14 protein-coding genes are annotated in these 17,844 nt (G+C 69.0%); 5 read left to right on the top strand and 9 right to left on the bottom strand.

Annotation, left to right across the window (positions count from 1 at the left end):
* Positions 1-254 precede the first annotated feature (254 nt).
* From ABD374_RS32365 to thyX, 3 genes are all read right to left on the bottom strand, one after another.
* A complete protein-coding gene (locus tag ABD374_RS32365) occupies positions 255-1,940 on the bottom strand; it encodes a ribonuclease J (RefSeq protein ID WP_344500334.1) in 1,686 nt (561 codons plus the stop codon).
* A gap of 113 nt (positions 1,941-2,053) precedes the next feature.
* The gene (dapA, locus tag ABD374_RS32360; protein WP_344500332.1) at positions 2,054-2,959 is read right to left on the bottom strand and encodes a 4-hydroxy-tetrahydrodipicolinate synthase; all 906 of its coding nucleotides are present in this window, start codon (positions 2,957-2,959) and stop codon (positions 2,054-2,056) included.
* Positions 2,960-3,167: 208 nt separating this feature from the next.
* The gene (gene thyX, locus ABD374_RS32355) at positions 3,168-3,908 is read right to left on the bottom strand and encodes an FAD-dependent thymidylate synthase (RefSeq protein ID WP_344500330.1); all 741 of its coding nucleotides are present in this window, start codon (positions 3,906-3,908) and stop codon (positions 3,168-3,170) included.
* 193 nt (positions 3,909-4,101) lie between these two features.
* On the opposite strand from thyX, the gene ABD374_RS32350 reads away from it, so the two are divergent.
* On the top strand, positions 4,102-4,341 hold the full coding sequence (locus tag ABD374_RS32350) for a hypothetical protein (RefSeq protein ID WP_344500329.1): 240 nt from the start codon (positions 4,102-4,104) through the stop codon (positions 4,339-4,341).
* 115 nt (positions 4,342-4,456) lie between these two features.
* Complete coding sequence (locus ABD374_RS32345; RefSeq protein ID WP_344500327.1) at positions 4,457-5,023, top strand: hypothetical protein; 567 nt, start codon at positions 4,457-4,459, stop codon at positions 5,021-5,023.
* Positions 5,024-5,082: 59 nt separating this feature from the next.
* Here the strand turns inward: ABD374_RS32345 and ABD374_RS32340 are convergent, their stop codons facing one another.
* The 6 genes from ABD374_RS32340 to eccD form a co-directional block, all read right to left on the bottom strand.
* Positions 5,083-5,529: a tetratricopeptide repeat protein gene (locus tag ABD374_RS32340; protein ID WP_344500325.1), complete on the bottom strand. Its 447-nt coding sequence runs from the start codon at positions 5,527-5,529 to the stop codon at positions 5,083-5,085.
* A gap of 16 nt (positions 5,530-5,545) precedes the next feature.
* Positions 5,546-6,298 (bottom strand): 4-hydroxy-tetrahydrodipicolinate reductase, encoded by a 753-nt coding sequence (dapB, locus tag ABD374_RS32335; RefSeq protein WP_344500323.1) that lies wholly within the window; start codon positions 6,296-6,298, stop codon positions 5,546-5,548.
* Positions 6,299-6,321: 23 nt separating this feature from the next.
* Positions 6,322-7,701: a M16 family metallopeptidase gene (locus ABD374_RS32330; protein WP_344500321.1), complete on the bottom strand. Its 1,380-nt coding sequence runs from the start codon at positions 7,699-7,701 to the stop codon at positions 6,322-6,324.
* Entirely contained in the window at positions 7,698-9,920 is a 2,223-nt protein-coding gene (locus tag ABD374_RS32325) for a polyribonucleotide nucleotidyltransferase (RefSeq protein WP_344500319.1), read from the bottom strand. Before ABD374_RS32325 ends, ABD374_RS32330 begins: the two co-directional genes overlap by 4 nt.
* 285 nt (positions 9,921-10,205) lie before the next feature.
* Positions 10,206-10,496: a 30S ribosomal protein S15 gene (rpsO, locus tag ABD374_RS32320; RefSeq protein ID WP_018551846.1), complete on the bottom strand. Its 291-nt coding sequence runs from the start codon at positions 10,494-10,496 to the stop codon at positions 10,206-10,208.
* A gap of 188 nt (positions 10,497-10,684) precedes the next feature.
* On the bottom strand, positions 10,685-12,142 hold the full coding sequence (gene eccD / locus ABD374_RS32315) for a type VII secretion integral membrane protein EccD (protein WP_344500317.1): 1,458 nt from the start codon (positions 12,140-12,142) through the stop codon (positions 10,685-10,687).
* Positions 12,143-12,398: 256 nt separating this feature from the next.
* On the opposite strand from eccD, the gene eccCa reads away from it, so the two are divergent.
* From eccCa to ABD374_RS32300, 3 genes are all read left to right on the top strand, one after another.
* Positions 12,399-16,343 (top strand): type VII secretion protein EccCa, encoded by a 3,945-nt coding sequence (gene eccCa / locus ABD374_RS32310; protein ID WP_344500315.1) that lies wholly within the window; start codon positions 12,399-12,401, stop codon positions 16,341-16,343.
* A gap of 188 nt (positions 16,344-16,531) precedes the next feature.
* Complete coding sequence (locus ABD374_RS32305) at positions 16,532-16,882, top strand: hypothetical protein (protein ID WP_344500313.1); 351 nt, start codon at positions 16,532-16,534, stop codon at positions 16,880-16,882.
* A gap of 469 nt (positions 16,883-17,351) precedes the next feature.
* On the top strand, positions 17,352-17,678 hold the full coding sequence (locus ABD374_RS32300; protein ID WP_344500311.1) for a hypothetical protein: 327 nt from the start codon (positions 17,352-17,354) through the stop codon (positions 17,676-17,678).
* Positions 17,679-17,844 lie beyond the last annotated feature (166 nt).

The raw sequence follows: 17,844 nt of genomic DNA, 5'->3' as shown, positions 1-17,844 counted from the left end.
CGTGTTCCCGACTCTATCAGACACTTTCGTGTCCGACTTCCCCGGTCGCCTTCCAGTTCCCCGCTTCCGCGTTTCCCTTTCCGGCGATTCCGACTTTATCAGAAGTTCTGAGTCGGAATTTCCGCCCTGTTCGGTCGGACCCAAGCGCATCAGTGCGCCGGGCTTCCCGTTCAGGAGGAGTCGTAAACGTACTGGAGCGGGGTGCCCCGACGCAAATCGAGGTGCCCCGCTCCAGTTGACCTGCTACGGCGGCCTCAGACCTCGACGACGACCGGCAGGATCATCGGACGACGGCGGTAGGTGTCGGAGACCCACTTGCCGACCGTCCGGCGGATGAGCTGCTGGATCTGGTGGGTCTCGAGGACGCCGTCGGAAGCCGACTTGGCGATGGCCTCCTCCATCCGCGGGACGACGGCCGTGAAGGCCGAGTCGTCGATGCCGGAGCCGCGGGCGTGGATGTTCGGGCCGCCCACGATCTTGCCGGTGGCGGTGTCGACCACGACGAAGACCGAGATGAAGCCTTCTTCACCGAGGATGCGGCGGTCCTTGAGGTGGGTCTCGGTCACATCGCCGACCGAGAGGCCGTCGACGTACACATAGCCGGCCTGGACCTTGCCGACGATCTTCGCGCGGCCGTCGATCAGGTCGACCACCACGCCGTCCTCGGCGATGACGATGTGGTCCTTGGGGACACCCGTCAATGCGCCGAGCTCGGCGTTGGCGCGCAGGTGGCGCCATTCGCCGTGGACCGGCATCAGGTTCTTCGGCTTGCAGATGTTGTAGAAGTACAGCAGCTCGCCGGCCGAGGCGTGGCCCGAGACGTGGACCTTGGCGTTGCCCTTGTGGATGACGTTGGCGCCCCAGCGGGTGAGGCCGTTGATCACGCGGTAGACCGCGTTCTCGTTGCCCGGAATCAGGGAGGACGCCAGGATCACCGTGTCGCCCTGGACGATGCGGATCTGGTGGTCGCGGTTGGCCATGCGGGACAGGGCCGCCATCGGCTCGCCCTGGGAACCGGTGCAGACGAGGACGACCTCGTGGTCGGGGAGGTCGTCGAGGGTTTTCACGTCGACGACCAGGCCTGCCGGGACCTTGAGGTAGCCCAGGTCCCGGGCGATGCCCATGTTCCTGACCATCGAGCGGCCGACGAAGGCCACGCGGCGGCCGTACTCGTGGGCGGCGTCCAGGATCTGCTGGATGCGGTGCACGTGGCTGGCGAAGCTGGCCACGATGATGCGCTTCTGGGCGTTCGCGAAGACCGTGCGCAGGACGTTCGAGATGTCACGCTCGGGCGGGACGAAGCCCGGGACCTCGGCGTTCGTCGAGTCGGAGAGGAGGAGGTCGATGCCTTCCTCGCCGAGCTTGGCGAACTTCGGGAGGTCGGTGAGGCGGCGGTCCAGCGGGAGCTGGTCCATCTTGAAGTCGCCGGTGTGGACGACCATGCCCGCCGGGGTGCGGATGGCGACGGCCAGCGCGTCCGGGATGGAGTGGTTGACCGCCACGAACTCGCAGTCGAAGGGGCCGACGCGCTCGCGGTGGCCTTCCGTGACCTCGAGGGTGTACGGGCGGATGCGGTGCTCCTGGAGCTTCGCCTCGATCAGGGCGAGCGTCAGCTTGGAGCCGATCAGCGGGATGTCCTGCTTCAGGCGGAGCAGGAAGGGGACGCCGCCGATGTGGTCCTCGTGGCCGTGTGTGAGCACGATGCCTTCGATGTCGTCGAGGCGGTCCTTGATGGACGTGAAGTCCGGCAGGATCAGGTCGATGCCGGGCTGCTCCTCCTCGGGGAAGAGGACGCCGCAGTCGACGATGAGCAGGCGGCCGCCGTACTCGAAGACCGTCATGTTGCGGCCGATCTCGCCGAGACCGCCGAGCGGGGTGACGCGCAGGCCTCCCTTCGGAAGCCTGGGAGGCGTACCGAGTTCAGGATGCGGATGACTCAAAAGACTCTCCTCACCACACACGCCACGTACCGCTGAGGCACGTGGCGCGCATGACATTCGTGCACTTGCTGTTGTTTGTGGGTTTCCTGCTTTTTCAGTTGTGAAGTCTGTGGTTAGAGCGAGAGCTGTACGCCACCGGCTGTCAGGTCCCGCTTGAGCTGCGCCTCTTCGTCGGGCGTGAGCTCCACCATGGGAAGGCGCAGCGGGCCGGCGGGCAGGTCCTGGAGGGTGAGGGCGGCCTTGGTGGTGATGACGCCCTGGGTGCGGAACATGCCGGTGTAGACGGGGAGCAGCCGCTGGTGGATCTCCGTCGCCTTGCGGACGTCGCCGGCGAGGTGGGCCTCGAGGAGGGCGCGCAGTTCGGGCGTGACCACGTGGCCGACCACCGAGACGAAGCCGACCGCGCCCACGGAGAGGAGGGGGAGGTTCAGCATGTCGTCGCCGGAGTACCAGGCGAGGCCGCTCTGGGCGATGGCCCAGCTGGCGCGGCCGAGGTCGCCCTTGGCGTCCTTGTTGGCGACGATCCGCGGGTGCTCGGCGAGGCGGACGAGCGTCTCGGTGTTGATCGGGACACCGCTGCGGCCCGGGATGTCGTAGAGCATCACCGGGAGCCCGGTGGCGTCGGCGATGGCCGTGAAGTGCCTGAGCAGGCCCTCCTGCGGGGGCTTGTTGTAGTACGGCGTCACGGCGAGGAGGCCGTGGGCGCCGGTCTGCTCGGCGGCGCGGGCCAGCTCGAGGCTGTGGCGGGTGTCGTTCGTGCCGACACCGGCGACGACGTGGGCCCGGTCTCCTACGGCCTCCAGCACGGCCCGTACGAGGTCGTTTTTCTCCGCGTCGCTGGTGGTCGGGGACTCGCCGGTGGTGCCGTTGACGATCAGCCCGTCGTTGCCGGCGTCCACGAGGTGGGCGGCGAGACGCTGGGCGCCGTCGAGGTCGAGTGCGCCGTCCGCTGTGAAGGGCGTGACCATGGCGGTGAGGACCCGCCCGAAGGGGGTCTGCGAAGTGGAGATCGGAGCCATGGGTAACACGCTACTCGCTGCTCAACGCGTCGTGTCCCCTCGGGGGAGGTCAGACGTACGGGAAGAGGAGGAACCCGACACTGCCTGCTCGGGGGTTCAAGCAGTGCCGGGTCCGTTTGATCAGCCTAGATGAAATTCTCGAACTGCGGCAATACGGACACTTCGGACGGATGATCCGTACGCCTGTACCGGGGCCGGCGTCCGGGCCCTACGGCGCGACTCGTCCGTTGTTGTTGAAGGCCGCGTAGGTGAGGGGCATGAGCTTGGCCCAGTGGGCCTCCATCTGCTCTCCCACCATCTCGATCTCGCGCTGCGGGAAGGAAGGGACCTTCGCGAGCTCGTGCTGGGTGCGCAGGCCGAGGAAGTGCATGAGGGACCGGGCATTGCACGTGGCGTACATCGAGGAGTAGAGGCCGACGGGGAGCACCGCGCGGGCGACCTCGCGGGCGACTCCGGCGGCGAGCATCTGCTGGTAGGCCTCGTACGCCTGGCGGTAGGAGTCCTCCATCGCGCGGGTGGTGAGCTCCTGCTGCTCCTGGGTGCCCTCGACGAACTCGTACTTGCCGGGGCGGCCCTGCTGGACGAGCTTGCGGGACTCGCCGGGGACGTAGAAGACCGGCTCCAGCTCCCTGTAGCGGCCGGATTCCTCGTTGTACGACCATCCGACGCGGTGGCGCATGAACTCGCGGAAGACGAAGATCGGGGCGTTGATGAAGAAGGTCATCGAGTTGTGCTCGAAGGGGCTGCCGTGGCGGTCCCGCATCAAGTAGTTGATGAGGCCCTTGGAGCGCTCCGGGTCCTTGCTCAGCTCCTCCAGGGACTGCTCGCCGGCGGTCGAGACACGGGCGGCCCACAGCACGTCGGAGTCACTGGCGGTGTGCTTGACCAGGTCGACCGTGACGTCACTCCGGAAGTCGGGCTTGGCGGTCTCATGGGGGGTGGGGGGCACCGGCGGTCCTTCCGTGTACGTCTCTGGGCGCCCCACACTCTACGGGCCGGGGCCGGCTTGTCGGCCCCGGCGGCACCCGGGGGACATTGTTCGGCCGATTCAGGGAAATCGGGCACCAAGCGACAACTTTGTACGTCTGTCCCTGTAGAAGCCCTGGTACCAGATCAAAAAAATCCAAAGGAGTGAGCGCCCCATGTTGCGCCGGCGAGAGTCCGTCCCCTTCGCATTCGTTGCCGAGGCGGACCGATTCCGCAGTAACGTCACCCCTCCGCCCCCCGAACGTCCCAGTGCGTCCCAGCTCGCCGGGCGCACGCTGATCGGTCTCACCGTCGTCGCCGGACTGGTGGGTTCGCTGCTCTTCGGGCTTCCCGCCCTCGATCCCTCGCGTGCTCCCGGCGCGACTCAGCAGGCCGAGGCCGCCCAGGGACGCTGAGGGGCGCTGAGGGGCGCCGACTCGTCCGGACCCCCTGAGGTAGCCCGGCGAAGACCTCCTCGGTAGCCTCACCGGGCACAGCCCAATCGAGCGTGCTGGTGAGTGAGGATCAGTCGTGCCCCTGCCTTTCCTGACGGCCGACCGTGCTTTCGAAGCGCCCGGTGAGACTTCCCACGATGTCGCACTGCCCTTCGACGACCACGATCAATGGCGTCGCCCCTACCGCCCCGGACCGTGGCGCGTGGGGGCGGCGGCCCTGTTGCTGCTGCTGGCGTCGTTCATCCTGCTGGCGGCCGTGATCATCATCTTCACCGGTGCGGTGCCGGAGGCCTGCCTCTGTCTGGGCCTGGCCGTGGTGCTGATCGTCTGCGCCCTCCGGCTGCTGCGTGTCGGTGCCTGGGTCAGCCGGCACGGTCTGCGGCGTGTGCGCTTCCTGGTGACGACCACGGTGCCGTGGGACCGGGCGACGGCTGTGCGTACGGTCCAGCAGCCGGTGCGGTGGCTCGGGCTGCCGCGCACGGTGCAGGGGCAGGCGCTCGTACTCGTACAGCGGGACGGTGAGCAGCTGCAGCTGCTCACCGACCACAACGCGGACTTCCTGTTCCGGGTGGAGGCCTTCGACCGGGCGGCCGACACGGTCGAGGCCTGGGGCGACGAGTACCGGCCCGTGCCGTCCCTGTGACGCGGCAGGGCATGTGAGAGGGGGGCGTCCGTCCGGACGCCCCCCTCTCACATGCCGCTTCAGACCGCTTCGCCCTCGTGGAGAGCGATCGCTTTCTGCATCGCCTTGCGGGCGCGCGGGGTGTCCCGCGCGTCGTGATAGGCGATCGCCAGGCGGAACCAGGAGCGCCAGTCGTCCGGGGCGTCCTCGGTCTCCGCGCGGCGCCGGGCGAAGACCTCGTCGGCGGAGTCGCGGTCGATGCGGCCGCCGGGCGTACGTACCAGCTCGTCGACGGGCAGGCCGCCCTCGGCCTCCAGCTTCGCGGAGAGCGCGTCCGCCTTACGGGCGAACCGAGTGGTGTGCCAGAGGAACCAGAGGCCGATGGCCGGGAGGATCAGCACCGCGATGCCGAAGGTGACGGTGAGGGCGGTGCCTTCCCGGACGAGGAAGTACCCGCGGCTGCCGACCAGGACGAAGTAGACGACCAGGACGGCGGCGAGGACGAAGTACGTGATCTTTGCGCGCATGGCTGTGGCTCTGCCGTCAGTTCAGGTCGAGGAAGTTTTCCAGGCCGAAGGTGAGGCCCGGAGTGGTCACCACGCGGCGCGCGCCGAGCAGGATGCCCGGCATGAAGCTGCTGTGGTGGAGAGAGTCGTGGCGGATCGTCAGGGTCTCGCCCTCGCCGCCCAGGAGGACTTCCTGGTGGGCGAGGAGGCCGCGCAGGCGGATGGCGTGCACGGGTACGCCGTCCACGTTCGCGCCCCGGGCTCCGTCCAGTGCCGTGGTCGTGGCGTCGGGCTGGGGGGCGCTGCCGGCCTCGGCGCGCGCCGCCGCGATGAGCTGGGCGGTGCGCGTGGCGGTGCCCGAGGGGGCGTCGGCCTTGTTCGGGTGGTGCAGCTCGACGACCTCGACGGATTCGAAGTACGGGGCCGCCTGCTGGGCGAACTTCATGGTGAGGACGGCGCCGATGGAGAAGTTGGGCGCGATGAGCACGCCCGTCTCCGGGGAGGCGTCGAGCCAGGAGCGCAGCTGCGCGAGGCGTTCGTCGGTCCAGCCGGTGGTGCCGACGACGGCGTGGATGCCGTGGCGTACGCAGAAGTCGAGGTTGTCCATCACCGAGGCGGGGGTGGTCAGCTCGACGACGACCTGGGCGCCGGCTTCGACGAGGGCTTCGAGCTTGTCGCCCCGGCCCAGCGCCGTCACCAGTTCCATGTCGTCCGCGGCCTCGACGGCCCGTACGGCCTCGGAGCCGATACGGCCCCTGGAGCCGAGAACGGCCACGCGCAGCTTGCTCATTGCTTGCTTCTTTCTGGAGGGCTCTAGGCGACTGATTCGTGCAGGCGGTCGGCCTGCTTGTCCTTCAGCGGGCCGATGACCGACAACGAGGGCCGGTGGCCCAGGACGTCGGCGGCCACGGCCCGTACCTCGTCGGGGGTGACTGCCGCCATCTTGGCGAGCATGTCGTCGACGGACATGTGGTCTCCCCAGGCCAGCTCACTCTTGCCGATGCGGTTCATGAGCGCGCCGGTGTCCTCCAGGCCGAGGACCGTGGAGCCGGAGAGCTGGCCGACGGCGCGGGCGATCTCCTCGTCGGGCAGACCGTCGGCGGCGACCTTCTCGAGCTCGCCGCGGCAGATCTTGAGCACGTCGTGGACCTGGGCGGGGCGGCAGCCGGCGTAGACGCCGAAGAGGCCGCAGTCGGCGAAGCTGGAGGTGTACGAGTACACGCTGTAGGCCAGGCCGCGCTTCTCCCGTACCTCCTGGAAGAGGCGGGAGCTCATGCCTCCGCCGAGAGCCGTGTTCAGTACGCCCATCGCCCAGCGGCGGTCGTCCGTGCGGGACAGGCCCGGCATGCCGAGGACCACGTGCGCCTGTTCCGTCTTGCGGTTCAGGTGCTCGACGCGGCCGGCGGTGCGGATGACGCGGGAGCCGTCGCGGGGGGCGAGGGGGACCGCGTCCGTGCGGGACAGGGCGCCGGCCCGGTCGAAGGCCCTGCGGACCTGGCGTACGACGGTGGCGTGGTCCACGTTGCCCGCGGCCGCGACGACGAGGTGCGTCGGGTCGTAGTGCTTCTTGTAGAAGCGGCGGATGCGGTCGGCGGAGAGCGCCTCGACGGTGTCGACGGTGCCGAGGACCGGGCGGCCCAGCGGGGTGTCGCCGAACATCGTCCTGGCGAACAGGTCGTGGACGACGTCGCCCGGGTCGTCCTCGGTCATCGCGATCTCTTCGAGGATGACGCCGCGCTCGGCGTCGACGTCCTCGGCCTCGATGAGGGACCCCGTCAGCATGTCGCAGACGATGTCGATGGCGAGGGGGAGGTCGGTGTCCAGTACGCGTGCGTAGTAGCACGTGTACTCCTTCGCGGTGAAGGCGTTCATCTCGCCGCCGACCGCGTCGACGGCGGAGGAGATGTCGAGGGCACTGCGCTGGGCGGTGCCCTTGAAGAGGAGGTGCTCCAGGTAGTGGGTCGCGCCGTTCAGGGAGGGCGTCTCGTCGCGCGAGCCGACGTGCGCCCAGATGCCGAAGGTGGCGGAGCGGACGGAGGGCAGGGTCTCGGTGACGATGCGCAGGCCGCCGGGGAGGGTGGTCCTGCGGACGGTCCCGATGCCGTTCTGGCCCTTGAGCAGGGTTTGGGTACGGGCGACGGCCCGCCCCTCCGAGGAGGTGCGGGCCGTCGTCACGGAACTACGGGATGTCACTGGTCGGCGTCGGCCTTCTGGTCGGCGTCGGTGCCCTCTTCGCCCTCGATCACGGGGACGAGGGAGAGCTTGCCGCGGGAGTCGATCTCGGCGATCTCGACCTGGACCTTCTGGCCCACACCGAGGACGTCCTCGACGTTCTCCACGCGCTTGCCACCGGCGAGCTTGCGGATCTGCGAGATGTGCAGCAGACCGTCCTTGCCGGGCATCAGGGAGACGAAGGCACCGAAGGTGGTGGTCTTGACGACCGTACCCAGGTACCGCTCGCCGACCTCCGGCATGGTCGGGTTCGCGATCGCGTTGATCGTCGCGCGGGCCGCCTCGGCCTGCGAGCCGACCTGGGCACCGATGTAGATGGTGCCGTCGTCCTCGATCGTGATGTCCGCGCCGGTGTCCTCCTGGATCTGGTTGATCATCTTGCCCTTGGGGCCGATGACCTCACCGATCTTGTCCACGGGGATCTTGACGGTGATGATCCGCGGGGCGTTGGGGGACATCTCGTCCGGCGTGTCGATCGCTTCCATCATCACGTCGAGGATGTGGAGGCGGGCGTCGCGGGCCTGCTTGAGGGCCGCGGCCAGGACGGAGGCCGGGATGCCGTCCAGCTTGGTGTCGAGCTGGAGGGCGGTGACGAATTCCTTCGTGCCGGCGACCTTGAAGTCCATGTCGCCGAACGCGTCCTCGGCGCCGAGGATGTCGGTGAGGGCGACGTAGTGCGTCTTGCCGTCGATCTCCTGCGAGATCAGACCCATGGCGATACCGGCGACGGGGGCCTTCAGGGGCACACCGGCGTTCAGCAGCGACATGGTGGAGGCGCAGACCGAGCCCATGGACGTCGAGCCGTTGGAGCCGAGAGCCTCGGACACCTGGCGGATCGCGTACGGGAACTCCTCGCGCGTCGGCAGCACCGGCACGATGGCGCGCTCGGCGAGCGCTCCGTGGCCGATCTCGCGGCGCTTGGGCGAGCCCACGCGGCCGGTCTCACCGACGGAGTACGGCGGGAAGTTGTAGTTGTGCATGTAGCGCTTGCGGGTCACCGGGGAGAGGGTGTCCAGCTGCTGCTCCATGCGGAGCATGTTGAGGGTGGTGACGCCCAGGATCTGGGTCTCGCCACGCTCGAACAGCGCCGAGCCGTGCACGCGCGGGATGGCCTCGACCTCGGCGGCGAGCGTACGGATGTCCGTGACGCCGCGGCCGTCGATGCGGACCTTGTCCTTGATGACGCGCTCGCGGACCAGGTGCTTGGTCAGCGCGCGGTACGCACCGGAGATCTCCTTCTCGCGGCCCTCGAACTGCGGGAGCAGCTTCTCGGCGGCGATCTCCTTGATGCGGTCGAGCTCGTTCTCGCGCTCCTGCTTGCCGGCGATGGTGAGCGCCTGCGTGAGCTCGGACTTGACGGCGGCGGTCAGCGCCTCCAGCACGTCGTCCTGGTACTCGAGGAAGACCGGGAAGTCACCGGTGGGCTTGGCGGCCTTGGCGGCGAGGTCCGACTGGGCCTTGCAGAGGACCTTGATGAACGGCTTCGCGGCCTCCAGACCGGCGGCGACGATCTCCTCGGTCGGGGCGTCGGCGCCGTCCTTGACGAGCTGGATCGTCTTCTCTGTGGCCTCGGCCTCGACCATCATGATCGCGACGTCGCCGTCCTCCAGGACGCGGCCCGCGACGACCATGTCGAAGACGGCGTCCTCGAGCTCGGTGTGCGTCGGGAAGGCGACCCACTGGCCCTTGATCAGGGCGACGCGGGTGGCGCCGATCGGGCCGGAGAAGGGCAGGCCCGCCAGGATGGTGGAGCAGGAGGCGGCGTTGATCGCGACCACGTCGTACAGGTGGTCGGGGTTGAGCGCCATGATCGTCTCGACGATCTGGATCTCGTTGCGCAGGCCCTTCTTGAAGGAGGGGCGCAGCGGGCGGTCGATCAGGCGGCAGGTGAGGATCGCGTCCTCGGAGGGCCGGCCCTCACGACGGAAGAAGGAGCCGGGGATCTTGCCGGCTGCGTACATCCGCTCCTCGACGTCCACCGTCAGGGGGAAGAAGTCGAGCTGGTCCTTGGGCTTCTTGGAGGCGGTGGTGGCCGACATCACCATGGTGTCGTCGTCCAGGTACGCCACGGCGGAGCCGGCGGCCTGCTTGGCCAGGCGGCCCGTCTCGAAGCGGATGGTGCGGGTGCCGAAGGAACCGTTGTCAATGACGGCCTCGGCGTAGTGGGTCTCGTTCTCCACTAGCGTTATCTCCGATACTTTTCGTCTTTACGTCCCCTGCGCCCGTGTGGCGCGGGGGACGGTGGCGGAGAAGCGCTTCCGGCTGCGGGCCGGTCTTCGATCGAAGACCCCGGTGTCGATGTGCTCCGGGGGCCACTACCGAGGACCGGCGGCGGGGAAGCCGCTTCTCGCTCGTTCTGTCTTCTGTTGTACGACCAGACTACTGAGCGTCCGGTGCGTCTCGCACGTACAGCAAAGGGAGCGGTCCCCTAGAAGTGGGGTACCGCTCCCTTCACGACGTCCGGCTTACTTGGCGCCGCCGGCCGCGCCACGGCGGATGCCGAGGCGGTCGACCAGGGCACGGAAACGCTGGATGTCCTTCTTGGCCAGGTACTGCAGCAGACGGCGGCGCTGGCCGACCAGGATCAGCAGACCACGACGGGAGTGGTGGTCGTGCTTGTGCGTCTTCAGGTGCTCGGTCAGGTCCGAGATGCGGCGCGAAAGCATGGCGACCTGGACCTCGGGGGAGCCGGTGTCGCCTTCCTTCTGAGCGAACTCGGTCATGATCTGCTTCTTCGTAGCGGCGTCGAGCGGCACGCGTACTCCTCTTGGTCTTCGTAGTGCCACCGAGTGCCCCAGGTCGAATTCTCTGGGGAGCTTCCGTTACTCGGGAGGCGGGGATCCGCTGGGCGCGCAGCCTCCGGGGATACGGGGGCGCATACACAAACGGCCTCCACGCAGCTTAGCAGCAGATGCGAGCGCCCCCTGACGGCGTACCTCCGGGGTCAGACGCCGCCGCGGACCTTGGCGTACACGTCGAGGACCGCGAGGCAGATCGGAATCAGGGAGAGCAGCACCAGCGAGTCCGCGAGGTCCAGCATGCGGCCCCAGAAGGGCGAGAGGCCCTTCTTCGGGACGATCAGGCCGATCGCGATCAGGAGCAGCGCGCCGGCCGCGACCGAAGCGCCGAGCCACAGGGTCCGTACGTCGATGCCCGCGGAGTCGCCCAGGGCCAGGTCCTTGACGATCTCCAGCGGCGGCGAGATCGCGAGGCCGAGGATCAGGAGGCCGGTCGCGAGGACACCGGCCACCAGCAGGCAGGTGACCTGGGCGGTGTAACGGAACAGGCGGGCCCGCAGCATCGCGGCGAGGGCGGTGACCAGGGCCATCAGCTGGGCCCAGCCGCTGTCGCTGAAGCCGAGCACGGCGCCGCCGGCACCGAGGATGACGACGGCGCAGCCGCCGACGAGGCCGAGCAGCAGTTCGTGGCCGCGGCTGGTCTGGGCGGCGATGCGCTGGACGTCGACGGCCTCCAGGCTGCCCTCCTGGCCTTCGCGACGGGCGCGGGCCAGGTCCTCGGGGTTGCGGAAACCGATCGGGAGCTTGGCGAAGCGGGCCGACCAGCCCGGCAGGAAGCCGACGACCGCCAGGGCGACGACCGCGGTGACGGCCGCGATCTCGCGGGGCTGTGCCTGGGTGAGCACCCCGCCGAAGGCGGCGAGGGTGCCGATCGCGGCGGCCAGTGCGGCGGCGACGAACGGCGCGTCTCCCTGCGGCAGCAGCATGATCAGTACGACGGAGAAGATCAGTACGGCGACGCAGCCGACCAGGAACTGCAGCCTGCCCGGTCCTTCGCCCGCGTCCTGCGGAAGGACGCCGGACCCCGCGATGAGCGCGTGCGGCAGTGCGGCGATGCCCAGTGCGACGGCCGAGGCCCGGTCGTCGTACACCCGGCCGCGTACGCCCGCGAGTGCCGTCAGCGTCAGCGCGACCACACCGGCGACGATGCCCTGGAGGCCGTGCATGTCGTGCCGGAGCGGGTCCGCGAACCAGAACACGAAGCCGAGCATCGCCAGCAGCAGCACGCCGGAGACGAGGCCGGCGACGCGCATCAGGTTGTCGTTCCAGCTGCGGAGGTCCTGCTTGACGGCGGAGGCGACCGCGTCGACCACGTCGTCGTGGACCGCCGGGGGCAGCGAATCGGCGAACGTGCGCAGCAGCAGCACCTCACCGTCCCTGACCCTGTGCTCGAGCAGTGAACGGCTGGCGTCCAGCACACGGCCGTCGCGGCGTACGAGGTGGTAGCCGGCGAGACCGCCGTCCCTCTGGACCATCCCGGAGAGTCTGACGATCTCCGGATAGATGTCCTGGATCGGCAGGTCCTCCGGCAGCGCCACATCGATACGGCTGTCCGGCGCTGCGACGGTGACCCGGCAGAAACCTGTCGATGTGCCCGTGCTCACCTGGTAGTTCCCCCTGTTAGACAAGGCTTTTTACGCCGCTCGTACGACGCGGTGCGCAACCCTATCGTCCACTCCGGGGGGCCCAGTTGCCGCCTCCCTGATTCCTCCCCGGACTCCCCCGCATCTCCACGCTCCTGCCTCCTGGCGGTCTCGTGCGTGACAGTAGGATCAGCGGCTGTGCGTGCCCGCTCTTCGGGCCGGGGGTCCGGGGGTTGCACCCGGAGAGACACAGCAATCGCGAAGGATGAGTGCATCGGTGAGCGTCGTCATCATCAAACGGCAGCCGCGGATCCAGCCGCCTGCTGTCCCGGACGGCGAGGTGAAGCTGGAGACACCGCCCGAGATTCCCCGGGAGGGTGACGACAGTGTGCTGATGAACCTGCTGCCGATGATGGGCATGCTGGGTTCCGTCGGCTTCTTCTTCATGCCGAATCTGCCTTCCTACATGCGGGTGGTGGGCGGGCTGATGCTCGCCTCGACCCTCGCCATGGCCATCGCCCAGTTCGCCAAGTCCCGGCAGGGCGGCGGCGCGGGGATGGCCCAGGACCGTCGCGACTACTTCCGCTATCTCGAACAGGTCCGCAAGGACGTGCACAAGACGGCGGATCTGCAGCGGCGCACGCAGCTCTTCCAGCACCCGGATCCGGACCAGCTGTGGGCACTGGCCGCGGACGGCAAGCGGTTGTGGGAACGGCGCCCGGCCGACGCCGACTTCGCCTCCGTACGCATGGGGCTCGGCACCCAGCAGCTGAGCACTCCGCTGGTCGCGCCGGAGACCGCGCCCAAGGAGGAGCTGGAGCCACTGACCGCGGCGGCCATGAAGGCCTTCCTCGACGCGCACGGCAGCCTGGCCGACCTGCCCGTCTCCGTCTCGCTGCGCGCCTTCTACCACGTGGCGCTCGCCGGGGACAGTGACACCGTCTACGGCAACGCCCGCGCGACCGTCGCCCAGCTGGCCACGCTGCACTCCCCCGAAGACCTGATGATCGCCGTGGTCGCGCACCCGTCCGCCGCCGCGGACTGGGACTGGATCAAGTGGCTGCCGCACAGCCAGCACCCGAAGGCCAAGGACGGCGCGGGCTCGGCCCGGCTGCTCTTCGACGACCTCGGTGAGCTGGAGGAGGCGCTGGAGGACCAGCTGGCCGACCGGCCGCGCTGGAACCGTGACGCGAACCCCGTCTACGACCAGCCGCACCTGATCGTGGTGCTGGACGGCGGCACCGTGCCGCCGGACTCCGGACTCGCCGGCGCGGAGGGGCTTCAGGGCGTCACCTTCCTGGAGATCGCCCCCGGGGAGCTGGAGGACGAGCTGCGCGGCAACCTGACGGCGTATCTGAAGCCGAACCGCCTCCAGCTGATCGTGGGTCACGACGCGGCGTACAGCGGCAAGCCCGACGTGCTGAGCCCGGGACAGGCCGAGTCGCTGGCGAGGCAGCTCGCCGCCTTCCGGGTCGGTACCGCGGAGGAGGGCGAACCCCTCCTGTCCAACCTGGACTTCACGGACCTCATGGGCATCGGCGACGCCGGCACCGTCGACGTCTCCCGCACCTGGCGTCCGCGCACGCTGCACGAGCGGCTGCGCGTGCCGATCGGTGTCGGCGAGAGCGGCGAGCCGGTGATGCTCGACCTCAAGGAGGCGTCGCAGGAGGGCATGGGCCCGCACGGGCTGTGCGTCGGTGCGACGGGTTCCGGCAAGTCGGAGCTGCTGCGCACGCTCGTACTCGGTCTCGCGGTGACGCACTCCTCGGAGACGCTGAACTTCATCCTCGCGGACTTCAAGGGCGGTGCGACCTTCGCCGGCATGGCGGACATGCCGCACACCGCGGCGGTCATCACCAACCTGGCCGACGACCTCACGCTCGTCGACCGCATGCGCGACTCGATCACCGGTGAGATGCAGCGCCGCCAGGAGCTGCTGCGTACGGCGGGCAACTACGCCAACCTGCACGACTACGAGAAGGCGCGGGCGGCCGGGGCCGCCCTGGAGCCGATGGCCTCGCTGGTCATCGTGCTCGACGAGTTCTCCGAACTGCTGACGGCCAAGCCGGACTTCATCGACATGTTCATCCAGATCGGCCGCATCGGCCGTTCGCTCGGTGTGCACCTGCTGCTCGCCTCGCAGCGCCTGGAGGAGGGCAAACTGCGGGGGCTCGACACCTATCTGTCGTACCGGATCGGTCTGCGTACGTTCTCCGCCGCCGAGTCGCGTACGGCGATCGGTGTCCCGGACGCGTACCACCTGCCGTCGGTACCCGGCTCCGGCTATCTGCGGTACGACACCGACACCATGGTCCGCTTCAAGGCGGCGTACGTGTCGGGCGCTTACCACGGCGAGGGCCCGTCGCGGGTGCACCGCTCCACGCAGCTGCGGCCCGCGCTGTTCACGGCGCAGCACGTGGCGCTGCCTCCGCAGCCCGTCGTCGAGGAGCCGGAGGCCGACGACCGGGTGGACGACGCCCTTGCCGACACCGTCCTGGACGTCATCGTCTCCAAGATGGAGAACCAGGGGCCGCCCGCCCACCAGGTGTGGCTGCCGCCGCTGGAGGAGGCGCCTTCGCTGGAGCAGCTGCTGCCGGCGCTGGCGGTCACGGCGGAGCGCGGTCTGACCGCGCCGGAGTACACCGCGCTCGGCCGGCTCAACGTACCGGTCGGTCTGGTGGACAAGCCGTTCGAGCAGCGGCGCGACGTGCTGTACCGGGACTTCGCGGGCGGGGCCGGTCACGGTCTGTTCGTGGGCGGCCCGCAGTCCGGCAAGTCGACTCTGCTGCGTACGCTCATCTCGTCGTTCGCGTTCACCCACACCCCGGGCGAAGTGCAGTTCTACTGCCTGGACTTCGGCGGTGGCGGTCTGATCGCGATGGAGGACCTGGCGCACGTCGGCGGGGTCGCGAACCGGCTCGACGGCGAGAAGGTCCGCCGTACGGTCAGCGAGGTCGAGGGCATCCTCAACGCGCGCGAGGAGTACTTCCGCGCGCACAACATCGACTCGATCCAGACGTACCGGCAGCGGCGGGCGGCGGGACTGCTGCCCGACCAGCCGTGGGGCGACGTCTTCCTCGTCATCGACGGCTGGGCGACGTTCAAGACGGACTACGAGATGCTCGAGGCGGCCATCACCGACATCGCGATGCGCGGTCTCGGCTTCGGTGTGCACGTGATTCTGACGGCGAGCCGCTACACCGAGGTGCGGCCCGCCCTCAAGGACATGCTGCAGAACCGCATCGAGCTGCGGCTCGGTGACCCGACCGAGTCGGAGATCGACCGCAAGGTGGCGCAGAACGTGCCCGCCTCGGTGCCGGGCCGGGGTCTGAGCACGGACAAGCTGCACTTCATGACGGCGCTGCCGCGGGTCGACGGTTCTTCGGAGACGGAGGACCTGGCGGAGGCCACGGCCGTGCTCATCCGGGGCATCAACGAGAACTGGCAGGGCAGCCCGGCTCCGGCCGTGCGGCTGCTGCCGAGGATCCTGGAGGCGGACCGGCTGCCGAAGGGGTTCGAGCACCCGGAGCGCGGTGTCGCCTTCGGTATCGACGAGTCGGCGCTCGCACCGGTGTTCATCGACTTCGAGACGGACCCGCACTTCATCGTGTTCGGTGAGAGCGAGTCCGGCAAGTCGGCGGTGCTGCGGCTGCTCATCAAGCAGATCACGGAGCGCTACACGCCGGAGCAGGCGAAGATCGTCATGGGTGACTACCGGCGCGCCCATCTGGAGGCCGTGCCGGAGACGCACCTGTCGCGCTACTGCGCGTCGGCGCCTGCGCTGACGGAGACGCTGGAGGGGCTCGCCGGGTCGCTCAGCCGTCGTATGCCGGGGCCGGACGTCACGCCGGAGCAGCTGAGGAACCGCAGCTGGTACAGCAGCCCGGACGCGTACGTCATCATCGACGACTACGACCTGGTGGCGACCGGCATGAACCCGTTGTCGCCGCTGGTGGAGTATCTGCCGTACGCCCGTGACGTGGGCCTGCACGTCATCATCGCGCGCTCGTCGGGCGGCGCGAGCCGGTCGCTGTACGAGCCGGTGATGCAGCGTCTGCGGGAGCTCGGGGCGCAGGGTCTGGTGCTGTCCGGCGACCGGTCGGAGGGCGCGCTGCTCGGCAACATCACACCGTCCCAGCTGCCGCCGGGGCGTGGGTACTTCCACACACGGCGGCGCAGCGGGCAGATGGTGCAGACGGGCTGGCTGCCGTCCCGGTTCTGACCTCCGCGTTCTGGTCTCCGTGGCTGTACGCGTGTGCGGATGAGGGGCGGCGCCCGGTGGGGCGGCGCCCGGTGGGGCGCCGCCCCTCACGCGTTCCCCTGGAAGGGGTGCGGCGCGGGCGTTAGGCTGACGTTGCGACAGGCTGGCGAGCAGGCAGAACACAGGGGGCGGTTGTGGCGTTGGGTGGGATGAGGGCCGATGCGCCGATCCTCAAGGACGAGGGCTTCCACATGTTCGAGGTGGGCCAGGACTTCGCCAAGGCAGCGAAGGCCCTCTTCGACGGGCTGAACGCCATCGAGAAGGAGTCGGGCAAGACGCCGCCGTGGGGCGACGACGAGATGGGCGAGTACTTCGGTGTCGTCTACGAAGGTCTGCGCGACGGCATGAAGGAATCGATGCCGAGCCTCGCGCAGCGGATCGCGGGCATGGGCGTCAAGTTCACCGCGATGGGTGTGCGGCACGAGAAGCACGAGCTCGAAGAGGACGCGAAGTACGTGGCCCTCACCGCCAAGGTCGATTCCGGCCCGGGGCCGAGGTGAGCGGCTTCGGCTCGGGTTGACGTGACGTGGGTGAGCGGTCCGCGCGGGGCGTCCTGGTCTGCTGGTCTGGCTGAGTCAGGGCCCCCTGGTCTGCCTGATCTGCCTGATCTGCCTGATCTGCCTGGAGCAGGGTTGCCGCAGGAACGCTCTGAAGTCGCACTGGTGAGGGTGGTACGCGGGTGCTGGGCTCGGGCGGGAAAAGCGCTGCATCGGGCCGAGCCAGCCGCACAGCGACTGGCGACTGGCGACTGGCGACTGGCGACTGGCTGGGCCCGTACCCGACTGTGGGGCAGTCAGAACGCTCAACGCCCAGTGCCGGGGTGAACCACCCCGCGAAAACGCCGTGCCGGCTGCGCCGCCTCGCAGCCCTGCGCCGTCGGGCGACGGAGCACCTGGGAGGTCGAGTGGCACCAGGTATGCCGGGCCGGCGAGTCCCACATAAGGCAACGCGAGTCAGGCAAGTACACCCATGACCTCGGAGACCCCCGCCCCGGGCCGACAAGTCCCTCCCACCACCCCCGAGCAGGCTCTCGAAATCGTCCGCAGCCGTTACGCCCGACCCGGACTGCCGGACGGCACACCTGCTCCCCTGCACGTCCACGAATTCGACATCGGCTACCTGGTGTACGCGACCTTCCCCCCGGCCACCGATACGGCGGGCCGCCCCCAGCCCTCCCCGCCCGGTGGCGGCAAGATCGTGGTGTCCAAAGCCACCGGTGAGACCGTGACCGTCCCCAACTGCCCCACCGACAAGGCCATCACCCTCTACCGCCGACAGCACCAGGCGGACGCGTAAGGGGCCAGGCACCGTCACTGCGGCACGCAGCAGAGCCTGCTGATGGGACAAGGTCGTGTTCGCAGCGGGGTTGTGACAGGAACGGCCTTCAGCAGCGTCGGTGGTGGTCAGTAAGCTCTGGGCAGGGCTGTACTTCGTGTGATTCTCCTGTCGTCGGGGGGTGTGG

Source organism: Streptomyces enissocaesilis, from assembly GCF_039533765.1.
Lineage (GTDB): Bacteria > Actinomycetota > Actinomycetes > Streptomycetales > Streptomycetaceae > Streptomyces > Streptomyces enissocaesilis.
The sequence above is the reverse complement of the archived record's forward strand: the minus strand, read 5'-3'. Positions and strand labels throughout refer to the sequence as shown.

Excerpts from the sequence above, each read along its gene's own strand:
- dapA (WP_344500332.1), bottom strand. The coding sequence starts at position 2,959 with ATGGCTCCGATCTCCACTTCGCAGACCCCCTTCGGGCGGGTCCTCACC.
- ABD374_RS32350 (WP_344500329.1), top strand. The coding sequence starts at position 4,102 with ATGTTGCGCCGGCGAGAGTCCGTCCCCTTCGCATTCGTTGCCGAGGCG.
- ABD374_RS32340 (WP_344500325.1), bottom strand. The coding sequence starts at position 5,529 with ATGCGCGCAAAGATCACGTACTTCGTCCTCGCCGCCGTCCTGGTCGTC.
- dapB (WP_344500323.1), bottom strand. The coding sequence starts at position 6,298 with ATGAGCAAGCTGCGCGTGGCCGTTCTCGGCTCCAGGGGCCGTATCGGC.
- ABD374_RS32305 (WP_344500313.1), top strand. The coding sequence starts at position 16,532 with ATGAGGGCCGATGCGCCGATCCTCAAGGACGAGGGCTTCCACATGTTC.
- ABD374_RS32300 (WP_344500311.1), top strand. The coding sequence starts at position 17,352 with ATGACCTCGGAGACCCCCGCCCCGGGCCGACAAGTCCCTCCCACCACC.